The organism is Pseudoalteromonas mucoides (genome assembly GCF_049257175.1).
GTDB lineage: Bacteria > Pseudomonadota > Gammaproteobacteria > Enterobacterales > Alteromonadaceae > Pseudoalteromonas.
Genome location: NZ_JBMMUC010000009.1, coordinates 126450 through 151981, shown reverse-complemented (window position 1 = coordinate 151981; position 25532 = coordinate 126450). Strand labels below are relative to the sequence as shown.

General features: G+C 40.3%; 24 protein-coding genes and 2 pseudogenes. 21 read left to right on the top strand and 5 right to left on the bottom strand.

The annotated features are described in order from the left end of the window. The 13 genes and pseudogenes from istB (at window position 1) to speB (ending at window position 11913) form a co-directional block, all read left to right on the top strand. Complete coding sequence (gene istB / locus AAEU30_RS11800) at window positions 1-756, top strand: IS21-like element helper ATPase IstB (protein WP_421960669.1); 756 nt, start codon at window positions 1-3, stop codon at window positions 754-756. After that, window positions 753-1232: a hypothetical protein gene (locus AAEU30_RS11795; protein ID WP_421960668.1), complete on the top strand. Its 480-nt coding sequence runs from the start codon at window positions 753-755 to the stop codon at window positions 1230-1232. The genes istB and AAEU30_RS11795 overlap by 4 nt, the downstream gene beginning before the upstream one ends. Then, window positions 1219-2166 (top strand): tyrosine-type recombinase/integrase, encoded by a 948-nt coding sequence (locus tag AAEU30_RS11790; protein WP_421960667.1) that lies wholly within the window; start codon window positions 1219-1221, stop codon window positions 2164-2166. The genes AAEU30_RS11795 and AAEU30_RS11790 overlap by 14 nt, the downstream gene beginning before the upstream one ends. Window positions 2167-2358: 192 nt before the next feature. Then, window positions 2359-2916, top strand: a complete 558-nt coding sequence (locus tag AAEU30_RS11785) for a YjaZ family protein (RefSeq protein ID WP_421960666.1) — start codon at window positions 2359-2361, stop codon at window positions 2914-2916. Between the two features lie 48 nt (window positions 2917-2964). Continuing rightward, the gene (locus AAEU30_RS11780) at window positions 2965-3990 is read left to right on the top strand and encodes a DUF1308 domain-containing protein (protein ID WP_421960703.1); all 1026 of its coding nucleotides are present in this window, start codon (window positions 2965-2967) and stop codon (window positions 3988-3990) included. Between the two features lie 17 nt (window positions 3991-4007). Continuing rightward, entirely contained in the window at window positions 4008-4415 is a 408-nt protein-coding gene (locus AAEU30_RS11775) for a DUF6210 family protein (RefSeq protein WP_054205977.1), read from the top strand. 277 nt (window positions 4416-4692) lie between these two features. Then, window positions 4693-5738, top strand: a pseudogene (locus AAEU30_RS11770) (transposase). 358 nt (window positions 5739-6096) lie between these two features. Further along, window positions 6097-6375 carry a hypothetical protein gene (locus tag AAEU30_RS11765; protein ID WP_421960665.1) on the top strand — a complete coding sequence of 93 codons (279 nt, stop codon included), beginning with the start codon at window positions 6097-6099 and terminating at the stop codon, window positions 6373-6375. A gap of 61 nt (window positions 6376-6436) precedes the next feature. After that, window positions 6437-7611, top strand: a pseudogene (locus AAEU30_RS11760) (IS3 family transposase). Window positions 7612-7643: 32 nt separating this feature from the next. Next, the gene (locus AAEU30_RS11755) at window positions 7644-8264 is read left to right on the top strand and encodes a sulfotransferase (protein ID WP_421960664.1); all 621 of its coding nucleotides are present in this window, start codon (window positions 7644-7646) and stop codon (window positions 8262-8264) included. 138 nt (window positions 8265-8402) lie between these two features. After that, on the top strand, window positions 8403-8864 hold the full coding sequence (locus tag AAEU30_RS11750; RefSeq protein ID WP_421960663.1) for a GNAT family N-acetyltransferase: 462 nt from the start codon (window positions 8403-8405) through the stop codon (window positions 8862-8864). Between the two features lie 210 nt (window positions 8865-9074). Continuing rightward, window positions 9075-10988, top strand: a complete 1914-nt coding sequence (gene speA / locus AAEU30_RS11745) for a biosynthetic arginine decarboxylase (protein ID WP_421960662.1) — start codon at window positions 9075-9077, stop codon at window positions 10986-10988. A gap of 1 nt (window position 10989) precedes the next feature. After that, complete coding sequence (speB, locus tag AAEU30_RS11740; RefSeq protein ID WP_421960661.1) at window positions 10990-11913, top strand: agmatinase; 924 nt, start codon at window positions 10990-10992, stop codon at window positions 11911-11913. 45 nt (window positions 11914-11958) lie between these two features. Here the strand turns inward: speB and AAEU30_RS11735 are convergent, their stop codons facing one another. The 3 genes from AAEU30_RS11735 to AAEU30_RS11725 are packed head-to-tail and all read right to left on the bottom strand — an operon-like array spanning window position 11959 to window position 14383. Then, on the bottom strand, window positions 11959-12252 hold the full coding sequence (locus tag AAEU30_RS11735; protein ID WP_421960660.1) for a hypothetical protein: 294 nt from the start codon (window positions 12250-12252) through the stop codon (window positions 11959-11961). Then, window positions 12249-13286, bottom strand: coding sequence for a M48 family metallopeptidase (locus AAEU30_RS11730; RefSeq protein ID WP_421960659.1), 1038 nt, complete (start codon window positions 13284-13286; stop codon window positions 12249-12251). The genes AAEU30_RS11735 and AAEU30_RS11730 overlap by 4 nt, the downstream gene beginning before the upstream one ends. Then, on the bottom strand, window positions 13286-14383 hold the full coding sequence (locus AAEU30_RS11725) for a YjgN family protein (protein WP_421960658.1): 1098 nt from the start codon (window positions 14381-14383) through the stop codon (window positions 13286-13288). The genes AAEU30_RS11730 and AAEU30_RS11725 overlap by 1 nt, the downstream gene beginning before the upstream one ends. A 176-nt stretch (window positions 14384-14559) precedes the next feature. On the opposite strand from AAEU30_RS11725, the gene AAEU30_RS11720 reads away from it, so the two are divergent. The 8 genes from AAEU30_RS11720 to msrB all read left to right on the top strand — a co-directional run bounded on the left by AAEU30_RS11720 (window position 14560) and on the right by msrB (window position 23423). Next, window positions 14560-15291 carry an RNA methyltransferase gene (locus AAEU30_RS11720; RefSeq protein ID WP_421960657.1) on the top strand — a complete coding sequence of 244 codons (732 nt, stop codon included), beginning with the start codon at window positions 14560-14562 and terminating at the stop codon, window positions 15289-15291. A gap of 67 nt (window positions 15292-15358) precedes the next feature. Continuing rightward, window positions 15359-18754, top strand: a complete 3396-nt coding sequence (locus AAEU30_RS11715; RefSeq protein ID WP_421960656.1) for a chromosome segregation SMC family protein — start codon at window positions 15359-15361, stop codon at window positions 18752-18754. A 38-nt stretch (window positions 18755-18792) separates the two neighbouring features. Continuing rightward, on the top strand, window positions 18793-19545 hold the full coding sequence (gene zipA, locus AAEU30_RS11710; RefSeq protein WP_421960655.1) for a cell division protein ZipA: 753 nt from the start codon (window positions 18793-18795) through the stop codon (window positions 19543-19545). A 91-nt stretch (window positions 19546-19636) separates the two neighbouring features. Then, a complete protein-coding gene (ligA, locus tag AAEU30_RS11705) occupies window positions 19637-21658 on the top strand; it encodes an NAD-dependent DNA ligase LigA (protein ID WP_421960654.1) in 2022 nt (673 codons plus the stop codon). Further along, window positions 21651-21995 carry a DUF3392 family protein gene (locus AAEU30_RS11700; protein ID WP_421960653.1) on the top strand — a complete coding sequence of 115 codons (345 nt, stop codon included), beginning with the start codon at window positions 21651-21653 and terminating at the stop codon, window positions 21993-21995. The genes ligA and AAEU30_RS11700 overlap by 8 nt, the downstream gene beginning before the upstream one ends. After that, on the top strand, window positions 21992-22489 hold the full coding sequence (locus AAEU30_RS11695) for a DUF2919 domain-containing protein (protein WP_421960702.1): 498 nt from the start codon (window positions 21992-21994) through the stop codon (window positions 22487-22489). The genes AAEU30_RS11700 and AAEU30_RS11695 overlap by 4 nt, the downstream gene beginning before the upstream one ends. A 17-nt stretch (window positions 22490-22506) precedes the next feature. Then, the gene (locus tag AAEU30_RS11690) at window positions 22507-22947 is read left to right on the top strand and encodes a hypothetical protein (RefSeq protein WP_421960652.1); all 441 of its coding nucleotides are present in this window, start codon (window positions 22507-22509) and stop codon (window positions 22945-22947) included. 35 nt (window positions 22948-22982) lie between these two features. Then, window positions 22983-23423: a peptide-methionine (R)-S-oxide reductase MsrB gene (gene msrB, locus AAEU30_RS11685; protein WP_421960651.1), complete on the top strand. Its 441-nt coding sequence runs from the start codon at window positions 22983-22985 to the stop codon at window positions 23421-23423. 14 nt (window positions 23424-23437) lie between these two features. Here the strand turns inward: msrB and AAEU30_RS11680 are convergent, their stop codons facing one another. Further along, on the bottom strand, window positions 23438-23623 hold the full coding sequence (locus tag AAEU30_RS11680; RefSeq protein WP_421960650.1) for a response regulator: 186 nt from the start codon (window positions 23621-23623) through the stop codon (window positions 23438-23440). A gap of 121 nt (window positions 23624-23744) precedes the next feature. After that, a complete protein-coding gene (locus AAEU30_RS11675; RefSeq protein WP_421960649.1) occupies window positions 23745-25382 on the bottom strand; it encodes a response regulator in 1638 nt (545 codons plus the stop codon). Between the last annotated feature and the right edge of the window lie 150 nt (window positions 25383-25532).

Below are 25532 nucleotides of genomic sequence, written 5' to 3'. Positions count from 1 at the left end.
ATGAGTAATGAACACAGTGTATTCGAAAACCTACAGACATTACGTTTAATGGGTATGGCGGGCGCTTTACAAAAAGTACTTGAAAGCCCTGATATGTTGTCCCTGCCTCTACTTGATGTGCTGGCCTTCTTAACCTGTGAAGAAATGCAGTTTAAGTCCCAAAAAAAGCGTGAGCGTATGTTTAAAGCCGCCAAGTTAAAGCAAGCACAAGCTTGTATTGAGAATATGGACTACTTAGCAAAGCGTGGTATTGATAAAAGTCATTTTGTGAATCTAGTGCAGTGTGACTGGATGCAACGCAATCAGTTTCTTATTATTACGGGGCCAACCGGCGTTGGCAAAAGTTGGATAGCGTGTGCGCTGGCGAACCAAGCCATTAAATTCAATATCCCCGTATTGTATAAAAGGTTTGCATTGTTACTGGAAGAGCTAGATATTGCTCGCAGAGACGGCTCATTACCTAACCTGCGTGCACAATTAGCCAAGTTTAAATTACTAATTTTAGATGACTGGGCAATGGTGCCATTGAATGAGCGCAATCGCCAAGACATTCTAGAGTTGGTTGAAGAGCGTATCGAATCAGGCTCACTTTTAATCACCACTCAATTACCCGTGAGTAAGTGGCATGAGTACATCGGTGAAATCACGATGGCGGATGCCATTATGGATAGGATTGTTCACCGTGCTCATCGCCTTGAATTACAAGGAGGCTCAATGCGTAAACGCTATAAAAACATCCAAGGAGACGGATCATGAATGAGATTGAAACAATTGATGAGTTCGAGCAGATGTTACAGCGCATCAATATTGATGAGGTATATATCAAACAGCTGTTTGATATATACCATACACGACTTTTAAATGATGATACCGCATGTAATAAGCTCGCACGTAGAGGCATTAGTCATGAGGCAATTATTCAATATCACCTTGGTTATTGCGACCGTAGCTTAAATCGTTACATTAAAACCAGTAGCACAATAGATGGTGCAAGTTTTCGTCACGTACTAAAATGTGTAGGGCTTGTTACTGCCAACGGCCATGAAGTCTTTCGTGGCTGCATTGTTGAGCCTATTTACCATGAGGGGACGTTGCTGGCTGTGTGTGGTATTAAATTGATTTGCCCAAGTCGGCCAGCGCCTCGTATTATTCAGTGGTTTAATGGTGCACTGTACCCTAAGCCATTGGTGTTTCACCTGATGAAATGGGGAGAACGTTATGTCACTCATTAAACCAGCAACGTTAGCAATAGTGCCATGCATTGATTATTACTGTGCGCTGTGCCGCGCAAAAGGGCAAAGTGAAAACACAGCGGTTAGTAAACAAGCTGCTTTAGCGTTGTTTAACACATGGGCAGCAAAGCAAGGTATCACAACATTGGATAGGGTTGATACGGAGCTTCTTGATAATTACCAGCAATACTTAAACCAGTATCGTAAGCTACTAAATGGTGAACCGTTATGTCGGGCTACCATTCGTTATCGGCTAACGGCTGTTAAAGTCATGGTGCGCACGTTGTTTATAAAAGGTGTGCTTGCAACAAATGCCACTGAGCATTTTGAATTACCTAAAAACGGCAGACGTTTACCTAAGCCAATTTTAAGTGAGCCAGATGTGGATAAGGTGCTACAGCAAACCGAACATTACGGTGCAATGGGTGTGCGCGATAGAGCTATCATGGAAACGTATTACGCCGCTGGTATTCGTCGCTTTGAACTACAGTCTTTGCACATCGATGATGTGGACTTTGAGCAATACAAACTGAGGGTGAATCAAGGTAAAGGCTTTAAAGACCGCTATGTACCTATCGCGAAAAGCGCCTGCTTTTGGATTTATCGCTACCTAAAGGAAGTAAGGGGTACGCTGGTGAATGAGCATTCAGGCAACACGTTGTTTATTGCGAATAATGGCAAACCATTTCGGGTTGCACAGTTGTCAGAGCTGGTTGCTAAATACATTAAACGTGCGGGTGTACGTAAGCAAGGTGTATGTAATCAATACCGCCATGCTGCGGCGACACACATGGTTGATAATGGTGCGGATATTCGCCATGTACAGGCTTTTTTAGGTCATGCCGATTTATCAACAACGCAAGTGTATGTGCATGTGAGTATGGCTAAGCTAAAAGAAGTCTATAACAACACGCACCCAGCGGCTCAACGCTAAGGGAGGTTGACATGGTCGTCAATAACGGCAATAATGTGTACATGGTGCAGCAGACATACTTTTTAAGTATGACACCACGTAACCTTTTATAGGTCGAGGCAGTGTCCGGTAATGATGTTCTGAATCCAAGTAATACTTGGCGAAGGCTCCCTTGTTGGAGCCTTTGTTATTTCTAGCCTAATAAAAAATAACATGAACGCAAAAAACCTTTTTAATCTCGCAGATAATGAGTATCAATTTTGGAAGTCATTTAACTTCCAAGGCACCGAGATTAATTTTAAACATTTAAATGCTAGAAAACATACCTATACTCATCCTGAGCGTGATGAGCATTACACTTTATACATAACAATTTCCCATCATGTATTTACCGTTGATAGTACGAAATTAAGTGCTACAAATGAAGTAGCGCTATATCCCCATAAACCTGAAGACTCAAGAGCGTTTTGCACAAAACGGTACGCGTTATCGTTTCATCTACCTCAAATACTAGAAAGTTTGCCTGATCAGTTTTGCTATCACGGCGGATATAGCCGCTATTGCACATGTAAGTTAAAAGATGAAAATGGCAATGATATTTTCTATCAAGTTGTGTTTAGGGTTTGGAAAGAGCGAGGTAAAATGCGTTTTCACGTTGAAAGTGCTTACCCACTTCCAAGTAGACCCTCGAAAACGAAAAAGGTTAACTTTTGGGTAATTTGTCATAATTTACTGACAGGCAAAAAATTACCAAAGCCCTCATCACGTTAAATCTAAAAGTTATTTAATAGTTTATTTTATTCCTGTAACCTCAGAGCTATAAAAAGCTCTTTAAAACCCTTTGCTAAACTAAGCCGATTAATTCATATGAACGGGCGGGTGTACGATTACAATCTTGGGCGGTTTATGTCTGTAGACCCTGTTATTCAAAGCCCAACGAATAGTCAGAGCATTAACCCTTATTCTTACATAATGAATAATCCGTTGTCTGGAATAGATCCAACTGGGTATGAGTCCATTGACGTGTCAGGTCGTCGTCCCGAATGTAGTGCTCCACTTAGCTGTTGGGATAAACCTATTGAAGATCTATTCAGAAAACAAAATAAGCGAAGTGGAAATACATATAATTCTTCTAACTCAAGTAATGGAACGCAGCAGCAAAGTTCAAGTCAATCGTCATCAGTAGAAACCGCAGATATTGGTTCACCATCGACAACTGCAAAAGGTAATAATAGTACCAATGGAGGTGCTTTATCTGGAGCTGCTGTCGCATTACCTCTAGCCGCTGAGGGTATTTCTGGGGAAACTATTCTTTCAGCTCTAGGGCGAGCCTTAACGACGGTAGCTCTGTCTCTTTCAACTCCTGGCTCTACACCTGAAGCTGTCCATCCACTAATCCCAGCTGAATCATTAACAGAAAATGAAACTCTAGAACGAGTTAGGCAAGGTGCTATCAATATTGATACTGGCACGGCTAGGGCGCTATCAGGCCCAGCTTCACCCATTCAAGGTGAAATCCTTGCAGCTATGGGTAATAATGCTCGATTGATGACTCAAACTGCTCTTGGCGAATTTGTAGTTGCTGTTAGGCGTAATGGTAGACCAGACGTGATAGCAAATGCTTCCGCGTTTTTATCAACGGTCAGCGCTATTCCGGACATGCCATCTATAAGAGTTATGAACTTGCTCCCTACGCGAACTATAAAAATGCCAGATCAACGAATATTTGGAACAGGTGATAGACTTGGTATTCGAACTATTACTTCAGACCAAAGATTTGTTAGGGCTGCTGCAAATCAAGGGGTTGTGCTTGACTCATATATTCATAGCCCTCACTCGTTTTAGAAAAGGAAAATAAAGTAATGAAGATATGTTTATGGGACATGGTAGGCGCTGGTTTAATTATTCAGGCTAAATCTAATTGCGTTTACTTTAACCAGACTGGAGGGACAGCTTGCTTTCATTCTGAAATGGAAGGGTATTTTGTTCCTTTCAATTTTGATTGCGACCCTTATGATTTTGAATCTTCTCTAGAATATAAATTAAGTCAGCTTTTTAAAAACTCAGAATCAGTTAGTACAAAGTTGGCAATGTCTATAGATAAGCTATTGCAAAATAACCCTGAAACAAACGGAATTTCAGTTGATACTACAAAGCTAGAAGATTCAATTGAGTCATGGGTATACGTAATTATAAAGAGCACGGAGAGTAATCCTATAAGTTGTGAAAATGAGATGAAGGGTATCTTAACTTGGTCTAATAGTGACTAATTGTAAACAAGCTAAAAGGATGGCCTCGTTTGTGTAATAGAGCAGGTTCAATTACCGTGTAAAGGCTATCAAGTGCGCGGCTTATCCCTGTAGAACTGCGCATTTGCTAGCAGCAGGCCGTGCAATCTGTGTCAGTGCCACTTCCTAGAAATAAAAAATAAAGAAGACACCAAAAAATAAAGAAGACAAAAAATAAAGAAGACACCCATCCTAAAGTTTGTATTTCCCGTATTTTTTACTAACTTTAAATTAGTATGAAAAACAAACAGGGTGTTCCATGGCAATCGCAAGAAAACGTCAAGTAAGTTTGGCAGATACAAAGTACTATCACTGTATTTCACGTTGTGTTCGACGTGCTTTCTTGTGCGGTGAAGATCGTTTTACAGGTCAGTCTTTTGAGCATCGCAGGGGCTGGGTTGAAGATAAGCTGTTAGAGTTAGCCAAAGTATTTTGTATTGATGTGTGTGCTTATGCTGTAATGAGTAACCACACCCACTTAGTACTCTATGTTGATGATAAAAAAGCGAGTCGGCTAAATGACAAAGCAATCGTTATCCGCTGGCATAAACTCTGTAAAGGCACTTTACTAACGCAGAAATACGTACAAGGTGAAAAGCTAAGTAAAGCAGAACTCATCTTTTTTAATCAAACAGTCAAACAATACCGTGAACGGTTAGCAAGTATTAGCTGGTTTATGCGGCTATTAAATGAAGGTATTGCTCGTAAAGCGAATAAAGAAGATAACTGTACAGGCCGATTTTATTCGCTGCCATCCATGGCGCTCACCCTTCGGGCCGCCTAAGGCGTTCAAAGTTGTTCCTTACAACTTTGTGGGAAGGACGCTTTAAGTCACAAGCACTTCTTGATGAAGCAGCATTGGCAGCCTGTATGGCCTACGTTGATTTAAATCCTATCAGGGCCCAAATGGCAAACACGCCAGAAGAGTCATCACATACAAGTGTTCAAGCACGAATAAAAAGCGCAACAGAAGGCAAGCAACCAAAAAAACTATTGCGCTTTGCCGGCATGCCACGTCAAATCATGCCAAAAGGCTTACCGTTTGAACTTAAATCCTATCTTGAACTGGTTGAATTAACAGGACGTTGTATACGAGAAGGTAAACGCGGGTATATTGAAAGCACACATTTACCTTTACTAGAAAGAGTCAATATTTCCCCAGAAAACTGGTTAAAACTGACTACGAAATTTACGCGCGTATTTCATGGCGCAGTAGGTAGGACGACCTCACAAGAGAGTTACTGTGAAAACTTAAACAGGAAACGACGTAGCAACGTCAGCAACAGCGAAAAGTTATTGGCATAAAGTTAAAAGCTTTCAATAAAGAATTAAAACTGCAATCATGCAGTTATTTTTATGCGTGTAATTTAGGTTTAACAGTGATAAACGCTTGCGTAATGAATAATGTGCAAGTGATGAAGAAAAAGAGATAAGTTTTTAGTTCAAAAAAAGTTAACTAAGTAGCACAGTTTTATTTACTAATTAAAGTGGCTGTCTAGTTTATTTATGAGAATGAATAAAAAAGTATAAAAAACAATGTTCCTACAAATAAATTATATAATTTAGAGGTTCTATATCATCGAAAGTCGAACCAAATTATGCATTTTAAATATACTGAAAAAGCAATTGGTCCTTTAAAGGCAGTAAACTGATGAGTCCCATAATGAACAATTTGCGCGAACTTCTGTTAACTTTTACGGAAGGTGATAAAAATATTAAAAGTTTTTGTGATGACTTTTATAGGCTGCATGATTTAGGTGAAGATCAGACAGAATATAGTGAAGAATTTGCAGAACAGCTAGATTGCCTATCTGAGCTTACTGGGAGATACAGTGAAGTGGAAGAAGACTTAGCTAAATATCCAAGAGTATATGTAAGTGAGAGAGAGCTTGTTGAAAAGATAAATATAGTTAAAGATTTCTTAAATTCGAAAGAGAGTTAAGTTAGGTTTGTGAAAGTAAACGAGGTCGTGTCTTGCCTTTTTCTTATTTTGTTGTGATTCAATGACAAAACAACGTCGCTCTTTTTCTCAAGAGTTTAAATTTAATTCAGCAAAATTAGTTCTTGATGATGGATACTCATTTCCAGAAGCTGCTCGCTCACTAGCACTCGGTGAAACAGCTCTTCGTCGTTGGGTTAAGCAATTGCAAGAAGAGCGTGGTGGCACAACACTAAACTCTAAAGAGCTTACTCCTGAGCAGCTTAGAATTCAGGAGCTTGAAGCTAAAATTAATCGGCTTGAAAGAGAAAAAACAATGTTGCACTGACTACTTGATATCACCACCGCTCTTTTAATGTCAGACGAGATGAACAATATTCGTTGATAGACCAATTAAGTGAGCATGAGTCAGTGGAAATGGTCTGTAGCGTATTTAATGTTCCGCGTTCGAGTTATTACGATTTTAAGCAGCGTGTGACATCAATTAAACTTGAAGAGGTGCAACTTAGGTCAACGATTAATGAGTTATTTTCACTCAGTCGTGGAGCTGCTGGTAGCCGTATGTTGGTGGCAATGCTAAAAGACGCTGACTTACCTGTAGGCGTCTTTAAAGTTCGCCATATAATGCGTGATATGGGATTGGTCTGTAAACAACCTGGGCCTCATTCATATAAATTAGCGACGGTAGAGCGACCAGACATTCCAAACAGACTTAATCGTGAATTTGAAGTAAAGAGCCCAAACCAAGTTTGGTGTGGGGATATTACGTATATTTGGACAGGTAAGAAATGGTCTTATTTGGCTGTTATTATCGATTTATTTGCTCGTCGTGTGGTTGGCTGGGCAATGTCTGATAAGCCTGATACTGACTTAGTTATTAAAGCATTAGATAGAGCATACGAGCAACGAGGCAGACCATCTGGAGTGATGTTTCATTCAGACCAAGGCAGTCAGTACAGCGCAAAAAAGTTTCGACAAAGACTATGGCATTACCGGATTGAGCAAAGTATGAGTCGCCGAGGGAATTGCTGGGATAATGCGCCAATGGAGCGCCTATTTAGAAGTTTAAAAACAGAATGGGTTCCCTCATTGGGTTATCGTAATTATCAAGAAGCTGAAAAAGATATTAGCTATTATTTGATGGATTACTATAACTGGCGCAGGCCGCATAACCATAATCAAATGGTTGCTCCTGCTGTAGCAGAAGAAAAACTTAATTCACTGTCCGGAATTAGTTGACCACAACAGTTCCTTCTTTATGAGCACTTAGCATGTCTAAAATATTTATTATTGGGTTGCCACGAACCGGCACAACCAGTATTAGTGTGGCGTTACTTGAGCTCGGTTTACAAGTTGCGCATACGGCTTTTACTAAAAAAGCGTTTGAAGTGGCTGACGCTGTATCAGACGCGCCCTGTTTTAGCGATTATATGCATTTAGATAAGTTATTTCCAAATTCAAAGTTTGTATATCTAAACCGTGATTTAGAAAAGTGGCTACCGTCAATCACCATGTTACTTGAAAAAATGGCGCCACATTTAGAGCTAAAAAGTGGACATTTCAGCCCAGTCCTCAAGCGAAGCTTTCATCAGACCTTTCCAGATATTCATCCGTTATGTACTGCAACCCTGACTCGCCATTTTCTTGAGCATCAACAAGCCGTTTTTAACTATTTTAAAGATCGTGATGATTTTTTATCGATAGATGTCAGTGAACCGGGAAGCCTTTTAACATTAAAACAATTTTTAGGCTTACCCATACAAGGGGAGGCTGATTTTGCGCAGTTGAATGTGGGCCGTAATGTCGCCAACTGGCGTGAGTATAAACACCCAAATAAAGTAAATGCTAACTTAGCAGGTGTAGAGCATCGAAAGTTTTTTGATTATGCCTGAACATTATACGACCATATTAAGGTAATATTTTTAGGTTATAAGTTTAAAGTAGTAAAAAATAGGCCGAACAAGGTTGTTCATTTGTTACAATTCGGTATAGTTTGACAACAAAATTTTAATATAAAATTGAGATGTTCTATGCAGTTAGTCGATTTAAACCCCAATGACCAGGATGTGATTAATGTTTTTACCGATATCGACCGACTTATTTGCTCCTTGTACCCCGTCGCAACTGCGCAGTCTCTTACTTTAGACGAGCTAAGCCAAGATAACGTTTATGCAATAGGCCTGAAAAACGAAGATGGCATAGTGGCCTGCGGTGCTATCGTTAAACAATTTGATAACCCGCCTTACGGTGAAATTCGCCGCTTATATGTAAAGCCTAGCTATCGTGGAAAAGGTCTGTCTCGCCGTATTATGCAGATTTTGCTGCATCATGCAGGAGAGGAGGAAATTCCTTTAATTCGTTTAGAAACCGGCCCTAAGCAAAAAAAATCAATTAGTTTATATGAAAACTTAGGTTTCCAACCATGTGGTCCATTTGGTAGCTACAGTGAAAACCCACAAAGCTTGTTTATGGAGTTGGGTCTGAATCAATAAGATTTGACGATTAAAATAACCTCTCCTAATTCTTGGGTGCTTATGCTGTTTTAAGCATCTAACCTCGTCTTTTTATTCTCTCGCTTTAGCATTTTAAAATTCACTCGTTACGAGTAAAAATACTTGTTGGACACAATAGTCTTTTTTTCTTTTAATGCGCGCAATTCGCCGGTAATGATTTCGGCACCATTAAATCAAAGAGAAAGATAAATGAAAGAGACAACATCACTAGAACAAGCTCGCACGAGTTACAACGTTCGTCATTGGAGCCAAGGTTTTTTTGGTATTAATGATCAAGGTGATGTGTATGTTGCACCCAAAGCTGATGCTCCAGAGCAAACCATTGCATTAATTGATATTGCCAAACAGCTTGAAGATAAAGGCTTGAGCCTGCCTGCTTTAGTACGTTTTCCGCAGATATTACATCATCGCGTTCACAGCCTATGTGCAGCTTTTAATACTGCAATTGAAAGCTACGGTTACCCGAAGGATTACTTACTGGTTTACCCAATAAAAGTAAACCAACAACGTGAAGTGGTTGAAGAAATTGTTGCCAGCCAAGCAAATATTGAAAAGAAACAACTGGGCCTAGAAGCAGGTAGTAAGCCTGAGCTATTAACGGTATTAGCATTGGCAGAAAAAACCAGCGCGGTGATTGTATGTAATGGCTACAAAGATAAAGAGTACGTGCGCCTTGCATTGATTGGCGAAAAGCTCGGTCATAAAGTCTATATCGTGCTAGAAAAACTCTCTGAGCTCGACATGGTGCTTAACCAAGCTAGAGAGCTCAATGTAAAACCACGCATTGGTATTCGTGTGCGTCTAGCGTCGCAAGGTAAAGGAAAATGGCAAGCCAGTGGCGGCGAAAAATCAAAGTTTGGTTTATCGGCATCACAAGTATTGCATGTGGTAAATAAATTAAAAGAATCTGACCAACTTGATTTAGTGCAGTTAGTACATTTTCACCTAGGCTCGCAAATGGCCAATATTCGTGATGTTCGTCTAGGCGTGAGTGAAGCGGCGCGTTTTTATTGTGAACTGCGAAAATTAGGCGCACAAATTGACTGCCTAGATGTTGGCGGTGGCTTGGCGGTTGATTATGACGGCACACGGAGCCAATCTCACAACTCTATGAATTACAGCTTAGGTGAGTATGCTAATAATATTGTGTATACCATCGGCGATATTTGTAAGCAGTATAAGCAACCATTTCCGACGATTATATCAGAGTCTGGGCGTGCACTCACGGCGCACCATGCGGTACTTATTTCAAATGTTATTGGCACAGAAAGCTATGTGCCAGAGGACATTCAAGCACCAGCGGATGACGCACCGTTATTACTGAAAAATATGTGGCAGTCGTGGCAGCAATTACACGTACTTACTGATGATCGTGCATTAATTGAGATTTATCATGATAGCCAAGGTGATTTAGCTGAGGCGCATAACCAATTTGCAATGGGATTGTTAGATTTAACTCAGCGTGCGTGGGCGGAGCAAATTAACTTACGTGTATGTTATGAGCTTAACAAACATATGGATAATAAAAACCGTTTTCACCGGCCTATTATTGATGAACTTAATGCACGATTAGCGGATAAGTTTTTTGTTAATTTTTCATTGTTTCAGTCACTGCCTGATGCGTGGGGAATTGATCAAGTGTTTCCGGTACTACCATTAAGTGGTTTGACCGAAGCGCCGAAAAAGCGTGCGGTCTTACTTGATATAACCTGTGACTCAGACGGTGCACTTGATCATTATGTTGATGGTCAAGGCATTGAATGTACACTGCCGGTGCCAGAGTTTAGTGCTGAAAAACCGTACTTAATGGGCTTCTTTTTGGTAGGAGCCTACCAAGAAATTTTAGGTGATATGCATAATTTATTTGGTGATACCCACAGTGCGATGATTACTATGGATGAGCTAGGTGATGCCAGCATAGTAGAGATAAACCAAGGTGACACAGTGGCAGACATGATGCGTTATGTCCACTTGGATGTTGAAGGCTTTCAGTCTTCTTATGCGCAGCTGGTGGCCGGTAAATTACCTGCAAGCGAGCAGCAAAGTGTGCTTGATGAGTTACAAGCAGGTTTAGACGGTTATACTTATTTAGAAGAGCTTTAATATGACGACCTTGTTTGATCATACCGATCACTCACTGTACTCCAATGGTATGACGTTTTTACGCCAGCCCATGGTGCAAAAGATCACCGACATCAATGCAGATGTGGTGGTGCTTGGTTTACCGTTTGACTTGGCGACGTCGGGTCGCCCTGGTGCACGTTTAGGGCCTGATGCAATTCGTCGTGCATCGGTGCATTTAGCGTGGGAAGAAACAAAATACCCGTGGACGTTCCCGTTATTTGAGCGTTTAAAATTAGTCGATGCTGGGGATTTTACCTACCCAGTTGGCGACCCTGAGTATTTTACCGCCCAGCTTGAATTAGCCGCGGAGCAAATTTTACGTCAGGGTAAAACATTGCTTGGCCTTGGGGGGGATCACTTTGTTACTTTGCCTTTACTTCGCGCCCACGCTAAACGCTTTGGCAAAATGGCTTTAGTGCATTTTGATGCGCATACAGATACCTATAGTAATGGCTCGCGTTATGATCACGGTACTATGTTTTATCATGCCCCAATGGAGGGGCTGATAGAGGTAGAGCACAGTATTCAAATTGGTATTCGTACTGATTTTGATCAAAGCAAGCATGAATTTGCCGTCATTGATGCGATGGCTGCGAATGACTTATCGGCGCAAACCATTGCTGAGCAAATTTTAGCGCGGGTGGGGGAATTACCTGTGTATGTTACCTTTGATATTGATTGTTTAGATCCCGCATTTGCACCAGGAACTGGCACACCTGTTTGTGGCGGGCTAAGCAGCGATAAAGTGCTGAAAATATTACGCGCACTCAAAGGCATAAATATGGTGGGAATGGATGTTGTAGAAGTGTCGCCGTCGTACGATCAAAGTGAACTCACCGCCATTGCAGCAGCGACCATTGCTAATGAATTACTGCATTTATGGACGTTAAAACATAAGTACTGATTGAGCACTTCAATAAAAGCGCCATGTAGGCGCTTTTTACATAATTTACTTGAACTTCATATTATGTTTTTTTGCATAAGCCAAACATACAGGAACTTCGATGAGGACATAGGTTAAAAACGTGAACCAAAACCAATTAATCTTAAAGATTAACCAACTAAACTCAACGCTAGAGTCATAATAAAGACTCCCTGCAACGACTAATGTAATGGTTGTCGCGAACAAGTCTTGGCTTGATACTTTTACAAAGTCATTGCCAGCAAAGCGCGGGTAAATAACCCCATAACCTAGTGCGATTACGGTAATAACCAAGGTGATTAATGTTAACTCAGGTGTCATTGTGGTGTGTACTGCCTCGCAAAATCAATGCGTTCTTGAGAACTAGGATGTGTAGATAAATATTTAAGCCACGACTCATCAAGTTGTGTTTGCTCATCTAATTTTTTTTGCAGTGCCTGTATGGCATTGGTAAAATCATGATTAGAGTAACCTAAAGTAATTAGTTTCTCGATAGCGAATTTGTCGGCTTCTCGTTCCATATCCCGTGAAAACGCTTGCTGCAAAAAAGAGGAGCTAGAGCCAAGTACTATCTCAGTGATCCCTTCTAAGTCACCAAAAATAATCGCTAACACTATAGTGCTGGCAGTCGCTTGCGCTGCTAATCGAATACCATGATGGTATTCAACATGGCCTATTTCATGAAGTAAAATTGCCCGCAATGCATCCGGTTTATCTTTGAGTAAAATGACTAATTCATCGGTAACAATCACTCGCCCATGGGGCAATGCAAAGGCATTGGCAGCAAAATAATCTGATTGGTAAAAAGAGAGCCTATACCGAGCACTATCTAAATGTAACCTATCGAGCATTTGCAGCCATGTCAGCTGTATATCATTTTGAGTTTCATCAGGTATTTGAGTGGGTGCTAATGCTACTTTTTCAATCACGTTAAGAGTTTGCTCGCCCATTGCCTCTACAGTAGCAGGTGAGGCTAAACTGACACTATACACAGCGATAGCAGGGATGCCGCGATATAAAATAAACCACAGTAATAAAGGTATTAAAATGATTGAGGCAACTATGAGGGGCTTAGATTTTTCGAGGCGTTCAATCATGCCCGTTTTTTTATCAGTAAATCCCCAGCGATGGCTGATATCTTCAGGAACAAAGCGGCCGCCGTCAGCAAAGCTTAATTCTGAAGCAACACCACGAAGCGGGCTGTCTATTTGGCACTCAGTAATAAGTACAGATAAAAGCGTATTTTGCTGTGTATCAACAAGCTGTATTTGGCTGTCATTGATTGTTGCAAAGCAGTGTTGGTGTTGGCTGCTATTAGGGTAATAATAGCAGCCTTTAATATGATGTTTACTCATCAAGTAAGTGAAATATCAATATCAAACACATTTGCCGCTTCTTCAGCAAACGATGATTGCTGTTCTTCTGAGGTATCAATAATAGCAAGCGCGCCTGCGTAAATCGTTACTTCAGTGGCCGCAGCAAGTAATCGTGCTCTGCGTATTTTTGCCCAAGGGTAAGCGAGTCCTAAGGTAAAAATAATCGCCAGCGCATTCGTAAACAAAAGTAGCGCGTAATCAGCTGGTTTCAAGTCAGATTTAAAGCTAGCAACATCTTCAAATTCACTGCTATTAAAAATATGATTACGAATTATCGACATATACACGCCGCGTAAAATTGTTAGAAAAGCCACATAAAGTGCCACAATCATCAGAGGGAAAATTAATGTAGAGACATTAAAATTATCAACATCAAAGCTGGTTAAACTCATAGCTGCACCGACTGAACCTGCAAAAATGCCAAATATAACTAAGCCGCCAATCGCAACACCAATGGTGATTAATGCCGCCATATAATAGGTGGCGCCTTCAAGGTTTACATTAATCGGTTTATTACCGTAACTGATGTTTTCATGTAAATATTGGTCAATACGTTTGAGTGCATAAGGCAGTAATAAGTATAACGTGAATACACTTGCTATAGGCAGTAGAACAAAATTAATTAATGCATCACCGTAATTTCCTGAAAACGCAAAGCGTACATTACGATGACGGGTCATACGCATATTAAAGCGCAGTCCTTGATTGATGATCCATGGCATTGAAAATAAAAAGCCAAGGGCGAATAACAGACCAATAACAGGTAAAAATTGTACAACTAAGCTATAAATAATAAATACAACGATTGCTAAAATACGACCTTTTAAAATTTGTATGGGCGTTGCTAAGTAATCAAAGCTGTGGCCGTCTATTTTCGTATTGCTATAAAAATAACGATAAGTACGTACTTTAGCCCAAGCAGAATAAATACCGAGAGTTAGAATACTGAGTAAAATATTTACCGACCAAATACCAAAAAACTCACCGGCTTGACCGCCAAATTGTACTCGCCCTTGAAATATAGTTCGGTTTGATTCGTTTGTTGCTGTTTCGTTTTGATCAGTAGTGGGTTCCATTTTATTTCCAATTCCTTATGTTAGGTCCAAAAATTTACTAAAGAAATACGTTTTAATCAATCACAATTGACAGTACTCACTGATTATGTTTACTTTTTATAACTCAGTATGAGGTATCAATTTTAGAATTGTGTGTTAGATCTGCTATACTCACGGCGTCATTTTATGAGGCTGTTATGATTTCAAAAAACCAACTCAAATTAATTCGTGCATTAGGTCAAAAAAAGTACCGCAAACAATATAATCAATACCTTGTACAAGGTGAAAAAAATGTACTTGAGTTGTTAGCAAGTGATTTGGCGGTTGTAGATGTATTTGCGACGCCTGCATTTATTGCTCAGTATCAGACTCAGTTTAATAAAGTGAGTATGATTGAAGCTGATGAAGACAGCCTAACAAAAGCCAGTACGTTGGTTTCTAATAATGCTGCGATTGCGGTTGTTGCGATGCCGAAAGTAGAATTACCAACTGCACAAGGATTAATTTTAGCCCTTGATGGGATTTCAGACCCAGGTAATTTAGGCACGATTATCCGTGTTGCCGATTGGTATGGTATAAAACATATCGTGGCAAGTATTGATAGCGCAGACCCATACAATCCAAAAACAATCAGTGCCACAATGGGGTCGTTCGTGCGCGTTGCAGTAAGCCAAGTTGAGTTACCAGCTTATTTATCTTCATTAAACTTACCAATTTATGGTGCATTTTTAGAAGGTGAAAACCTACACAAGACTGAATTATCGCAAACAGGTGTGTTACTTATGGGCAGTGAGTCGCACGGCATTCGCAGTGAATGCGCAGCTTTAGTCAGTAATAAAATCACCATTCCGGCATTTGGTGCTGCTGAGTCATTAAATGTTGCGATGGCTACAGGTATTATTTTAGATAACTTTAAACGCCAAGCTTAACCTTTTGTCTCAAAATAGGTTAGATTAGTACTTGATAGATAATAATAACAATCGGTAAACCAAATAGATGCGTTTGAGCACCATAAAATTAGCGGGCTTTAAATCCTTTGTAGAGCCCACTAAAATCCCATTCCCTGATCAAATGACGTGTGTCGTTGGCCCCAATGGCTGTGGCAAATCAAACGTTATTGATGCAGTGCGTTGGGTATTAGGTGAAAGCTCGGCAAAAAACCTGCGTGGTGATGCTATGACCGATGTTATTTTTAATGGCTCAACCAATCGTAAACCAATTTCCCAAGCATCTGTTGAGCTTATTTTTGATAATACTCAAGGCCATCTACCTAATACCTTTGCCGATCGTAACCAAGTTGCTATTAAGCGTTTAGTAACGCGTGATGGTCAATCGCTGTATTTTTTAAATGGTAGCAAGTGTCGTAAACGTGATATTACCGATATATTTTTAGGTACGGGACTTGGCCCGCGCAGTTATGCGATTATCGAACAAGGGATGATCTCGCGTTTAATTGAAAGTAAGCCCGCTGATTTACGTATATTCCTTGAAGAAGCTGCTGGGGTATCCAAGTACAAAGAGCGTCGTCGAGAAACCCAAACTCGTATTAAAAGCACTCGTGAAAACCTAGAGCGTTTACTTGATGTTCGTCAAGAGTTGCAAGCGCAAGTTGATAAGCTCGCTTTACAATCAGTTGAGGCCAAGAAGTTTAAAGAGTTAAAAGCCCAAGAGCGCACGCTAAAAGGACAAATAGCGGTATTAAAATGGCAAAAACTGCACCAACAGCAAGTGGATAAAAATCAACAGATCACTAAATTAAAAGAACAAATAGATTTTTATAAGCAAGCCAATGCGGGCCACGATGATGTACTAGCAAGCCTTGAAGTCCAAGTGCAACAACGCCAGCAACAGCTTGATGATGCGCAACAAGCTCAACATAATACGCATACCCAGCTGACTCGTATTGAACAACAACAAATCAACTTAAAGCAGCAACATCAAACATTAAGTCAAAGCCTAATTAAGCAGCAAAACCTTCAGTTACAAAACCAAGAACTGCAATTGCAGCAACAAGGTCATACGAGTGAGCTTGCTGAAGCCTTACAAAACGCGATAGAGCACACACTCATATGTGATGAGCAAGTAGCGCAAATAGCACTGCAAGTTGAGCAATCACAACAACAAAAGCAGCATGCAAATAGCCAATGGCAAGCTTTGAGTGAGCAGTTTCAAGCGGTGTCAAACAGTCACAATAATGAGTTAAATACACAGGCTCAACAGCAGCAAAGCTTGCAGTACACTATTGAGCAATTAACAGATGTTGACCAGCAAGCGACAGAGCTTGCACAAAACTCAATTGCAAAGCAGCTAGATGAACAACAAACGTTAATGCAATCTTTAACCAAAGAGCTTGCGGCAAAACAAAGTGCGCTAAACAAAGTAACCCATAATACGCAAGCCGCTTATGAGGCATTAACACAAAGTCAAATTGCACAGCAAGATAAAGTACAAGCTGCGAACGAGAATAAAGCTAAAATAGCCGGCTTAACAAGTATGCTCATTGATGACAATAACCAAGGGATTGACACTTTATTAGCGCAACTTGAGGTAAAGCCGAGCTTTGAACACATAGTTGAACATGCCCTTTTAAATTTAACGCAGTTAGCCGTTAAGCCAGAAGCAGGTACCAATAGTGTTTGGCCCAGTAAAAAGAATGCGAAGGCTGGTTCTGTTGCAGCATTGATTGAGCAGGGTGTATACCCTGATTTATTAGAACGTATAGCTTTTACTAATCATTTTGAGCAAAGTATTTTCGATGATGAGTTTTGGCTTGCTGTAATTGATGACAAAGCTAATATGCATGGACGAAACTGGCATGTAAGTAACCAAGCGAGTGCTGATAGTTCATTACTGTTAAAACACAAGCAGCTTAATGATGCAAAAGAGCTGGCTATCTCACTGCAGTCGGAACTGGACAGCTTTCAAGCGGACGTAACTAAACATAAAAGTGTACACAGTGATTTATTACTCCAGATTGATAATCTAAAAAACGCTGTACATCAATTAGCGCAACAGATCGCGTCAGCCAGTACACGACGAGATATGCTTAAAGAGCAGTTAACGCAGTGGCAAATCCAACAAGAAAAACTCTCTACTAAGCGACAGCAGCTACTTGATGAACAGCAAACAATTAATACAGCGATACAGCAACAACAAAAGCTTATAGAACAGTTGGAGCTTCAAAAGCATGATTTATCAGCGCAACTTGAACAAGCACAACAGACACTGCAACAATGCGATAGCGAATGTAAGCAGCACACTGGCGTATTGGACCAGTATAAAACCCAAGCGCATCAAGCTAACTTAGCGGAGCAAAAAGCTCGCAGTGAATGTCAGCTCAGTGAAACTAAGTTACAGCACGCATTGAGTGCTTATGACACAGCCAGTGAATCTGTTGTAGAGCTAACGAATCAAATTGAAGAGTTGGTGATCCCATTAGAAGAAAGTGCTGAGCAAATATTAATACTGCTTGAGCAGCATCAACAAGGTGAAGCTGAATTAACAACGTTAACGACTCTTTTAGCCCAAGCAAAAACGGCGCTGTCGGATAAGCAAACTGCACTTAAATCATCTCAGGGGGAATTGAGCTCTTTACAAGAGAAGCTGCAAGCTCTCGCCCTTGAAGAACAAAGCCTAATAGTAAAAGCGCAAGCCGCATTAGAGCCATTAACTGAACTTGAGCAGAATTTAAAAACGGTATTAGAGCAATTACCTGACTCTGCAAATTTATCCACAATGCAAGCACAGCTTAATCGTGTAGCGCAAAGTGTGAATGAATTAGGCGCAGTAAATTTAGCGGCCATCGATGAATTTGAACAGGCTAAACAACGCAGTGAATACCTAGAGCAGCAACTTGATGATTTAACGAATGCACTTTCAAGCCTTGAAGGGGCAATTCACAAAATTGATAGAGAAACAAAAACGCGCTTTAAAGCAACGTTTGATCAAGTCAATCAAGACTTCGGTGAGTTATTCCCTAAAGTATTTGGTGGCGGTAGCGCATACCTTGAATTAACCAGTGATGATTTACTCGAAAGTGGTGTTAGTATAATGGCAAGGCCTCCGGGCAAGAAAAATTCAACAATTCACCTTTTAAGTGGTGGAGAAAAAGCGCTGACCGCATTATCATTAGTGTTTTCAATATTCAGGCTCAATCCAGCTCCTTTCTGTATGCTGGACGAGGTTGATGCACCACTTGATGATGCGAATGTTGGCAGGTTTTGCCGTTTAGTGGAAGAAATGTCACAATCGGTGCAATTTATATACATTAGTCATAATAAAATCGCTATGGAAATGGCAGGACGATTGACTGGTGTTACAATGGCTGAGCCGGGCGTATCACGCATGGTTGCAGTTGATATTGAACAAGCAGTGCAAATGGCACATGCATAATTCTATTTTTGGCAGATCAAATAATAAAAGGTGAGGGGATGGCCGAACAATTAAGATGGGTTTTAATCATTATCAGTGTAATTGTCATTGGTGGATTATTAATACATGGCCTGTGGTCAGTTCGTAAAAAAGATGCGCCAGCAGCAAACGCCAATGAGCGAGTTGAACCAACTGAGCAAGCCCCAGTCCAGCGACAGAACGTGACAGAGCCTATTGAAGAGCGTTCACCTGAGCGTGATGAGCCACAATTTGGTGATCTTAGCTTTTCAGCTTCGGATGAACAACCCCAAACGCAACCTGGTGTTGAGCAGGGCGTTGCTCAAAACCACGTTGAAGAAACAGTCGAAGAACCGAAAGAGCAAAGTGAGTCACAAGCTCCTGCGGCTGACTTTATTATTGTCCACATCCAAATGCCTGAAGGTTTGGCAATGGAAGGCAGTAAGTTATTACCGGCAATAAATACACTTGGCTTTAAATATTCTGATGAAGGCTTTTTTAATCGCCACTTAGATCCAGCCGGACTTGGCCCTGTTTTATTCCGCTTGGTTAATATGTATAACCCGGGTACGTTTGATATTGATAATATGGAACAGTTTAGTACCGCAGGTATCAGCTTATTTATGACGCTACCGTGTGATGGTGATGGCCTTGCTGCATTTAATATGCTGCACAGTGCAGCGAAGAAGCTTGCTGATGAGTTTGGTGCCACTATTTTAGATTCACAACGCGAAGAAATGACCGTTGACAGTGTACGTGAGTACGTTGAAAAAGTGAGAAGCTTCAGCGCTTAATAGCTTATTCAATAAATTAACTTTTTAAGAATTTTTTAAGCCACTAGGCGATCACTCGTTTAAGTGGCTTTTTTATGTTTTAGAGGCCAGTATGTCTACTCCAGTTTTAACGCAAATTAGTGCGCTACGTCAGCAATTAGATGATCATAATTATAATTATTATGTACTCGATAATCCCTCTATTCCTGATGCTGAATACGACCGCCTATTAAGAGAATTAAGTGCGTTAGAAACCGCTAACCCTGAGTATTTTAGCGCTGACTCTCCAACCCAAAAGGTCGGCGGAGCTGCTCTTGCTAAATTTGAACAAGTCGCTCATCAGGTGCCGATGCTTTCACTTGATAATGCATTTAGTGAAGAAGAATTTGCTGCGTTTAATCGTCGAGTAAAAGAGCGCTTAATGGATAATAGCGAACTTACTTTTTGTTGCGAGCCCAAGTTAGATGGTCTTGCTGTGTCTATTTTATATCGGGACGGGGTGCTTGTTCAGGCTGCAACTCGTGGAGATGGCCAAACAGGTGAAAACATTACTCAGAATGTAAAAACGATTCGTAATGTGCCGCTGAAGTTGCGCGGCGATGATTTCCCACAAGAAATTGAAATACGTGGTGAAGTATTTATGAATAGCGCGGGGTTTGACAAACTCAATGCTGAGGCTGAAAAGCGTGGCGAAAAAGTATTTGTTAATCCACGAAATGCTGCAGCAGGGAGCTTGCGCCAATTAGATTCAAAAATAACCGCCAAACGGCCACTGATGTTTTATGCATATAGTATCGGTGTGGTTACCGATGGCGAGTTACCAAGTGAGCATTATCAACAATTAGCAAAACTCACTGACTGGGGACTTCCGCTTTGCCCTGAGACCAAGCTGGTGGAAGGTGAAAAAGCCGCATTGGATTATTATCAAGATATTTTACAGCGAAGAAGCAGCTTAAAATATGAAATTGATGGCGTAGTTATTAAACTCAACAACAAAGCGATGCAAGAGCGTTTAGGTTTTGTTGCCCGTGCGCCGCGCTGGGCTATTGCTTATAAATTCCCAGCACAAGAAGAGATTACTCAGTTACTTGATGTTGAGTTTCAAGTAGGGCGCACAGGGGCAATTACACCAGTAGCTCGTCTTGAACCTGTCTTTGTCGGCGGTGTTACAGTGTCAAATGCAACATTACACAATGGTGATGAAATCGCTCGCTTAGGCGTAAAAGTAGGCGATACTGTTATTATCCGCCGAGCAGGTGATGTGATACCGCAAATAACGCAGGTTGTACTTGAACGCCGCCCTGATGATGCCAAAGATATTGTTTTTCCAACAGCGTGCCCTATTTGTGACTCTCACGTTGAAAAAGTCGAAGGTGAAGCGGTTGCACGTTGTACGGGGGGGCTTGTTTGCCAAGCACAGCGCAAACAAGCGATTAAACATTTCGCTTCTCGTAAAGCGCTAGATATAGATGGTCTTGGCGATAAAATTGTTGATCAGTTAGTCGATAGAGAGTTGGTAAAAACACCTGCAGATCTATTCATATTAAAGCAGGGCCACTTTGAATCACTTGAGCGAATGGGACCTAAGTCGGCTAAAAACTTGGTTAGCGCCTTGGAAGAGGCAAAGCACACTACGTTGGCTAAATTTTTATACTCTTTAGGGATTCGAGAGGTTGGTGAGGCGACAGCACAAAATTTAGCAACACATTTTTTAACACTTGAAAATGTTACTCAAGCAAGTATCGAAGCCTTGATTGAAGTGAGTGATGTTGGCGAAATTGTCGCAAAGCATGTGAGTAGTTTTTTTGCCGAGCCACATAATACAGATGTGGTTAACGCGCTTATTGAACAGGGTATACATTGGCCAGAATTAGCGCCCGTAAGCGAAGATGAGCAACCATTAGCTGGGTTAACCTATGTTCTCACCGGCACGCTCACTGAGCTGAACCGTAACGATGCAAAAGCACGTTTACAAGCATTAGGAGCTAAAGTGTCGGGCAGTGTTTCAGCAAAAACCGATGCGCTTATTGCTGGTGAAAAGGCGGGTTCAAAGCTTACCAAAGCACAAGACTTAGGTATTGAGATCCTTACAGAGGATGACTTAATCGCGTTGCTGGCAAAGCATAATGGATAACGTACTGGCAGTGTTTAAGGGCGTTGCCTTGAGCTTTGGACAGTGGCTAGGGCCGTTCTTGCCTAATATAGCCTTATTGTTAGTTGTGTGTTTAGTGTCGTTATATGCCAATGATATTATTAAAGTCACTAAACGCTTTGTTGCGCGCCGCCATTTTATTATTCGGGTTGCGGTGTTTGTTTTGATCACCGGTTTCGGATTTGGTTTGTTAGTGGTATTTGTAGCACCGCTGCTGAGTAAACTGTTAATGCTGTTTGGTAGCCAGTGGTTAGGGGTTATGGTGATATGTGCTTTTGCCATATTAGGTGTGATTGCAGATAAGAAGAACCAATTATAATGCGCTATGGTCCAGAGTACTGGGATAAATATGGTACATACCGTACGCCGATTGCATTTCACTTAAGCTTGCTTGTGCTTCTGCGTGCTTATTTTATTTGGGTAATCGCCGCGCTAAGTCGCCGTCCTGAATTAGATATTATGTCTTTGGTTTTTCGCTCAAAGCATGATTTTTTTAGTGCACTGGCAATCGGTGCCGTTGCCATTATTCCTGCGGTTGTGTTTTGTTTACGCAGGCCACAAAAAAATGTGCAAAGTGCCTTTCGGTTAGCCAAAATATGGCGTTTTATGCGCTGGCCTTTGCTTACATGTGCCGCACTTGATTTAACCTGGCTAATTATTCAAGCCGCACATAGCTATTATCAGTTTTCAATGTTTTTAGCACTACAAATGGTCGTGGTGTTATGGGTGCTATTATACTTGGCTAAAAGCCGATATTTAACGGTGTTTTTTAATGATTGGCCTGAGCCTGAAAATAAAGATAAATCATCGTAAGTTATTAGGAGCTAATAATGTACAAAATTAATAAGCAATTAGCATTGGTCGTTGCAGCGATTGGTTGCGTATTATTTTTAATTTGCTTATTCACACCATTACTTGCACAGCCTTGGTTTGTATTCTTAATTGCTTTGTGGGTCTTTGTATTTATCTCATGTTGTTATCGTCTTACACCTTTGTTTAGAGAGCGTAACAGCTTAAGTAAGCTCATTCAGAGGAACCAGCAGCATTTAATCCTGTTTACACTTACTGGTTTTTTTGATCGAACTTCAGGCCCCCACTGGGTCTCAATAGAGAGTATTAAACATATAAAATGTGATGAGGATTCAGTGGCTATTTTTATCGATGCTGAATGCGTGTTTTCAACGAGTCTGCCAAGCAGTAAAACTCATTTGATTAATTACTTTAATTCTATACTTACAACAAGAGAAAAGCAGTCAATGAAAATTGACTAAAGCCCTAATTGATTACATAAACAAAGAGGTAAGTTATGTTGACGTGGAATGATATTCTAAACTTTGCTATTCAAGGCAATCCAGAGCCAAGTAAAAAAATAATTAAAAATGATGAACAGTGGCAAGCTCAATTAACAGATGAAGCGTTTTATGTAACCCGTAACAAGGGCACTGAGCGACCTCATAGCTCAGACAGCTGCACTTTATTTGAGCCTGGTACATATGCCTGCATTTGTTGTGATAATGTGCTATTTGATGGCGATGAAAAGTTTGACAGTGGTACAGGTTGGCCATCATTTACTCAGCCCGCGCAAATAAATGCAATTGCCTACAACAGTGATATCAGTCACGGGATGCAACGCATAGAAGCTGTTTGTAACGTCTGCGATGCTCACTTAGGTCATGTTTTTCCTGATGGCCCAATGCCTAGCGGTTTGCGCTATTGCGTAAACGCGTTAGCACTAAAAAAATTATAACAAATCGTTACTGTTTAGTTACTTCTAAGCCACCCATAACCGGCATTTTTCATATCCATAATAATTAAGTCAGGCTGACATTTCGCGACTTTCTGTAATGCGATTTTGCCATTTTCTGCAACATCAATTGTGAATGGCCAACGTGATAAAAATGAGGCTAAAAAATCTCGGTTATAAGTAATGTCATCAACGATTAACATTTTACTTGGCTCGAAGTTGTAGCTAGTTATAGCAGGGAAGTTAATGTGATTAGTGTTACTTTGAGACTTGGCATAGGTGATATCTGGGATTTCAATAGATTCCCCGATATTAGAGTGGTAACTAATTATTCGTTAATACTAAGCCCATAGTATTGGCTTGCTGTGTAATTTTATCAAATCTTTGTTGTTGCTCGGAGTCTAGATTTGTTTGTACAAGTAAAGCATAGCACTTTTTAGCCATTATCAAATTAAGACTTTGGCTATTGTTCTTTGTGCTATCGAATAAACATTGTAATAAATTTAGTGCAATGCTTGCGTTGCGAGGCATTATTCTAAAGGCTTGGCTGAATGCCTCTAGAGCAGTATTTAGGTGGCCTCGGTTAAACTGAGTGACAGCATGATTATTGAGTTCTTTAGGGCCCATTTTTATATCTCGGCGTTCACTTTGTTGCTGTTGAATATAACGAAGATAGACTGGATCACTCACATTTGGGTGGGTTTCACAATGACTGATTATTTTATTAAACAGTGTTTGTGCTTTATTTTGAAAGCCTAATTCGTGAAAGGCCTTTGCTTTATCAAGTGCGCCATCTATTGATCGTATATGGGTATCGTCATCAAGTTGCTCAATAAGCATTTTTGCTTTTTTATGCTCATCCTTTAGGTAGTGTAAGCGGGCATTAAGCACATCGATTTGAGCTTGGTTCTGGCTATTGGGAAACTGCCCTTTCAGATCATTTAAATATTTATTAGTTTGGCGTGTAATGCGTTGTATTTGATCACTTTGATCTGTCGTTAGGGCAAAGTCGATACCAGCGCGGGCTGCATTCAAGTAAACATCAGGGTGATCATGAATTGAATGTTTGGCAAACTGAGCAATATCTTTTTGAGTTGCGTAATTTTTTTCGTAGTCATGGTTAAGCTGTGCTACATGGCTTAATGACTTTTGTCGGTTAAGATTTCTCGGCGCTATTTCAGCAGCTTCGCTTAGAAAGTCTTGCGCTAACTCAAATTGATTTAATTTTATTTCTAAAGAGCCTAGTAAATCTAAAGCTACTAATCGGGTTTCATGGCGGCTCAACATTGTTTTAAGCATACGTTGCGCGAGAATGTGTTCATTATTAGCTATGAGTGATTCGACTAGACCTACCTTTGCCCATGCGAACTTTTGTATATCTAGTACAGACTTAAAAAAGCTTTTTGCTTCTTCATTACGTTTAAGCCTTAATAAAACATCACCTTTTAGCCGTAATAAAATAGCACTATAGGTGCTGGTTTTCTTTTCTAATGCGGTGTTGATAAATTTAAGTGCTTTTGAATCATTACCATCATCAATTAGGTCATATACTTTTTGCAGGTTTGTTTTGCGTAATAGAATCTTTTCAATACGTGTTTTAAGTTCGTATATTGTGAATGGTTTAACAAGAAAATCATCAGGCTGCAGTTCTAGCACACTGTGAACTAATGAGCCTGTAGTCTCTGCTGAGATGAAAATAAAACCCGTTGAGTTTTTAATTAATCTTTTAACTCTAAGCTCTTCATATAATTGATAGCCATCTTGATGTTTACTTAAATTAAATGAACAAACAATTAAATCGAACTGTTCTGTTAGACATTGTTCTTTTGCAGAAATAGCATGATCAGCAAAGCGTAATTGCCGAAAGCCGAGCTTTTCAAGCGATTGCTTCATATAGCTTTGAGCAAGAGGTTGCTCTTCAACTATAAGTATTTTTGCGTTAGAAAAAATCTTTGCTGGCATTAAGCTTAAAACCAAGTAAATGTATAGGTGACTATAATAAACAGTCTAGTAGCTTACAAGAGAATTTAAAATTTATTCGTTATCATTGATGTTTTTTATTTTTTATACTGACTTGATTGTAAACAAATATATTTTGCGAAGAATGATTTG